Origin of the sequence: Nocardia sp. NPDC058497 (assembly GCF_042720195.1) — a bacterium.
Taxonomy (GTDB): Bacteria; Actinomycetota; Actinomycetes; order Mycobacteriales; family Mycobacteriaceae; genus Nocardia.
In genome coordinates, this window is record NZ_JBHXMY010000566.1 from 1 (window position 1) to 3,737 (window position 3,737).

Below are 3,737 nucleotides of genomic sequence, written 5' to 3' on the forward strand. Positions count from 1 at the left end.
CAGCCCTTTGGTCGAGAACTGTTGACGGCGTCAATTTAGCTTAGGCTAAGTTGGCGATCCGGCTGCTGGCAGCTGCCTTCGACGTCGGCAACAGGCCATATTCGGAGGCAATTCTATCTGCGGCGTTGTGGCCACTCGGCGCGCGGTGTGGTTGTCCGCGCCTGGTCTGTCAGGATTACAGCATGAACGAGGAACAATCAGGCTCGGAAGACCAGCCCATCGTGGTGGATCAGACCGACAAGCGTTCCGTCGTCCCGTTCGTAGCGGCCGCGGTGATCGCGGTGATCGTGCTCATCGGCATCGTGCTCGGTGGGCTGCTCTCACCCGCTGAGAAAAATGTCACAGAGGCCGACCGGCTCACGGCCGCCGTCTCCAACTATATCGACGCGCGCTCGCGCAGTGAGCTGCGTCCGCCGCCCGGTGTCGCGTGCCCCGGTTTCGACGAGGAGAAATCCGGCCTGTCCGAACGGCTCGGCGGCCCGAAATCGGCCGTGACGATCGACAAGAAGGGTTTCGACAAGGCGACCGTCAACGGCGACCGCGCCAAGATCGACGCCACCGTCCAGATCGGCGACAAGACGTCCACCAGCACCTGGAACCTGACCCGGGTCGACGGCGCCTGGCTGGTCTGCACGCCATAGCACCGTTTGACACGGTGACCTGTGCCGGGGCAATCTCAGATCGCAAGGTCATGAGTACCAGCGCCAAGCCCCGGCTCGCTGGTCGGCAACCCTCCTCCGCGGTGGGGTGCTCCGGGTGACGACCTGGCCGTGCGCCGGACAACCGCCACGGCAAGAGCGGATTCACGCAGGAGGTTTCGACATGACTTACGCCGGCGACATCACCCCTGAGAAGGCGTGGGAGATCCTGACCGAGCACCCCGACGCGGTGCTGGTCGACGTGCGCACCGAAGGCGAGTGGGCACACATCGGCATCCCCGACACCAGCTCCATCGAGCGACCGGCCCACTTCATCGAGTGGGTCGACGGCACCGGAACCCGCAACCCGAACTTCGGCGCCGAGCTCGAGCAGGCGCTGGCCGATCGCCCGGACGACGCGCCCGTGGTGTTCCTGTGTCGCTCCGGTCAGCGCTCCATCGGCGCCGCGACCGTGGCGACCGCGGCGGGCATCGCCCCGTCCTACAACGTGCTCGACGGTTTCGAAGGCGGCCCCAACGCGTTCGGGCAGCGCGGCAGCACCGGTTGGCGCGCGGTCGGCCTGCCGTGGCGTCAGGCATAAGGAGAAACGCATGATCACCGGTGGTTCGTTCGACAAGCCACTGCCCGAGGGCGTCGGCCCCGCCACCCTCGGCGTCCGCGGCGGCCTGCGCCGCTCCGGCTTCGAGGAGACCTCCGAGGCGCTGTACCTGACCTCGGGTTTCGTCTACGAGAGCGCCGAGGCCGCCGAGGCGTCGTTCACCGGCGAGGTCGAGCACTTCGTCTACTCCCGCTACGGCAACCCGACGGTGGCGATGTTCGAGGAGCGCATCCGGCTGCTCGACGGCGCCGAGGCCGCCTTCGCGACCGCCTCCGGCATGTCGGCGGTGTTCACCGCGCTCGGCGCGCTGCTGAAGGCGGGCGATCGCCTCGTCGCCGCGCGCAGCCTGTTCGGCTCCTGCTTCGTGGTGTGCAACGAGATCCTGCCGCGCTGGGGCGTGGAGACCGTCTTCGTCGACGGTGACGACCTCGAGCAGTGGGAGCAGGCGCTCTCGGTGCCCACCCAGGCCGTGTTCTTCGAGACCCCGGCCAACCCGATGCAGACCCTCGTCGACGTCCGCAAGGTCACCGAGCTCGCCCACGCCGCGGGCGCGAAGGTGGTGCTGGACAACGTCTTCGCCACCCCGCTGCTGCAGCGCGGCTTCGAACTCGGCGCCGACGTGGTCGTCTACTCCGGCACCAAGCACATCGACGGCCAGGGCCGCGTCCTCGGCGGCGCCATCCTCGGCGCCCAGGACTACATCGACGGCCCCGTCAAGAACCTGATGCGCCACACCGGCCCCGCCCTGAGCCCGTTCAACGCCTGGACCCTGCTCAAGGGCCTGGAGACGATGCCGCTGCGCGTGCGCCAGTCCACCGAATCGGCACTGAAGGTCGCCCAATTCCTGGAGACCAGCAAGTCGGTCAACTGGGTGAAATACCCCTTCCTGGAATCACATCCGCAGCACGCCCTCGCCACCTCCCAGATGTCCGGCGGCGGCACCGTCGTCACCTTCGAACTGGCAGGCGGCGACGGCAAGAAGCGCGCCTTCGAGGTCTTGAACCGCCTCCGCATCATCGACATCTCCAACAACCTCGGCGACGCGAAGACGTTGATCACCCACCCCGCGACCACGACCCACCGCGCGATGGGCCCCGAAGGCCGCGCTTCGATCGGGTTGAGCGACGGCGTGGTCCGCATCTCGGTAGGCCTCGAGGACATCGAGGACCTCCTCGGCGACCTCGACCACGCCCTGAGCTGAGCACAGTTCCCGGAGTCGACCTGTCGATACGTTCCTCGTCCGGCAGGTCGTCTTTAGGGGTTCCCGGATCTTCCGCCGGTTCGGCAGAATCCTCGAATGGCTTCTCGGGCTGCAGTTCTGAGGCATTACGGTGGATTCATGACTACCGGGGGAGTTTCGCGACCTGCCACGATCTACTGCCCATCCATCTTGCGTTCGGTGGCGATGGTGACGGTGTCTTTCGGGTTCGTCGCGTTGTGCGTGTGGATCGTGTCATCTGACGACGTACCGATCTTTCCGCTGGTCGCGGGTTGGTTGGGTATCATGCTCTTCGCCGCTGGTGGAATCTTCTTCGGCGACAGGCTGATTCGGCGCAGGCCGGAACTGGTGTTGACCGACGACGGCCTGGAGCATCGGCAGTGGGGGCGGCTCCGGTGGGACGAGGTCACCTCCGTGCGCACGATTGCCATAAGCACGTCGGCGATATCCAAGATGCGCTACATCCAAATCGGTTTGCGCGATCCTGAGGCCTTCTACGCGCGCAGCTCAGGGTGGATCCGGCTGCTGGCGAAGTCCAATCAGAAGCTCGGCTACGGCACGGTCAACCTGCCGTCGACCACCCTGGGCGCACCCATCGCCCAAGTGCTGACGGCAATGCGTTTCCATCGGCCGGACCTGATAATCAGGGACTGACCATTCGCTCGTAGCGCGGACCGAGGTTGGTCTGTGCGGCTCGTGCGGGACGGGTCGACGGCCTCGAGGAAGCGACGGGCCTACCGGACTGGGTCGTAGACCGGGAACCCGAGGTGCTCGGCGACGGTCGCCATGTTCTTGTCGTGAGTCACCACGGTGAGATCTTCCAGACCGCTGCGCAGAGCCGAGGCCAAGTGGATGGCATCGAGGGTCCGGATGTGTGAAATGATCGCTTCCGCCTCGTTGAGCACGGCGTGATCGACCGGGATGATGTCGATGTAGTCGAGGATCCGGTCCCGGTCGAGGACCGGTAGCGATTCACGTCGCAGGACTCGGGTGATCTCCGTGCGCAGCAGCCGAGACGAGATCACCCGTGTGGCATCGCTGTCTGCGGAACTGTCGAACCACTCCGCGGCCTCCGGTGAGTGGCCGAGAATGATCCTGACCGCAACCGAGGTGTCGAGGTAGAACGACTTCACCACTCGCCCTTCTCGGATTCGAGCAACTCGTCGATCGAGGTGGCCGTTCTGAGCTCGTGGCGGGGGATGGCGCTGGTGTTGGGCCGTCCGCCGACTTTGCGCGGAATGATCTGGGTCGAGGAGACGGC

5 protein-coding genes and 1 riboswitch are annotated in these 3,737 nt (G+C 65.9%); of the genes, 4 read left to right on the forward strand and 1 reads right to left on the reverse strand.

What is annotated here, in order from left to right; all coding sequences use genetic code 11:
• The first annotated feature begins 182 nt into the window (after positions 1 to 182).
• From ACFWPJ_RS27280 to ACFWPJ_RS27295, 4 genes are all read left to right on the forward strand, one after another.
• Positions 183 to 641, forward strand: coding sequence for a hypothetical protein (locus ACFWPJ_RS27280; protein WP_378855517.1), 459 nt, complete (start codon positions 183 to 185; stop codon positions 639 to 641).
• Between the two features lie 46 nt (positions 642 to 687).
• Positions 688 to 804, forward strand: a riboswitch (SAM riboswitch).
• An 18-nt stretch (positions 805 to 822) separates the two neighbouring features.
• Complete coding sequence (locus ACFWPJ_RS27285; RefSeq protein ID WP_378855518.1) at positions 823 to 1,239, forward strand: rhodanese-like domain-containing protein; 417 nt, start codon at positions 823 to 825, stop codon at positions 1,237 to 1,239.
• A 10-nt stretch (positions 1,240 to 1,249) separates the two neighbouring features.
• Entirely contained in the window at positions 1,250 to 2,458 is a 1,209-nt protein-coding gene (locus ACFWPJ_RS27290; protein WP_378855520.1) for an O-succinylhomoserine sulfhydrylase, read from the forward strand.
• Positions 2,459 to 2,662: 204 nt separating this feature from the next.
• Entirely contained in the window at positions 2,663 to 3,130 is a 468-nt protein-coding gene (locus ACFWPJ_RS27295) for an STM3941 family protein (RefSeq protein ID WP_378855524.1), read from the forward strand.
• 80 nt (positions 3,131 to 3,210) lie between these two features.
• Here ACFWPJ_RS27295 and ACFWPJ_RS27300 read toward each other — a convergent pair whose 3' ends face one another.
• Positions 3,211 to 3,609 carry a type II toxin-antitoxin system VapC family toxin gene (locus tag ACFWPJ_RS27300; protein WP_378855522.1) on the reverse strand — a complete coding sequence of 133 codons (399 nt, stop codon included), beginning with the start codon at positions 3,607 to 3,609 and terminating at the stop codon, positions 3,211 to 3,213.
• Positions 3,610 to 3,737 lie beyond the last annotated feature (128 nt).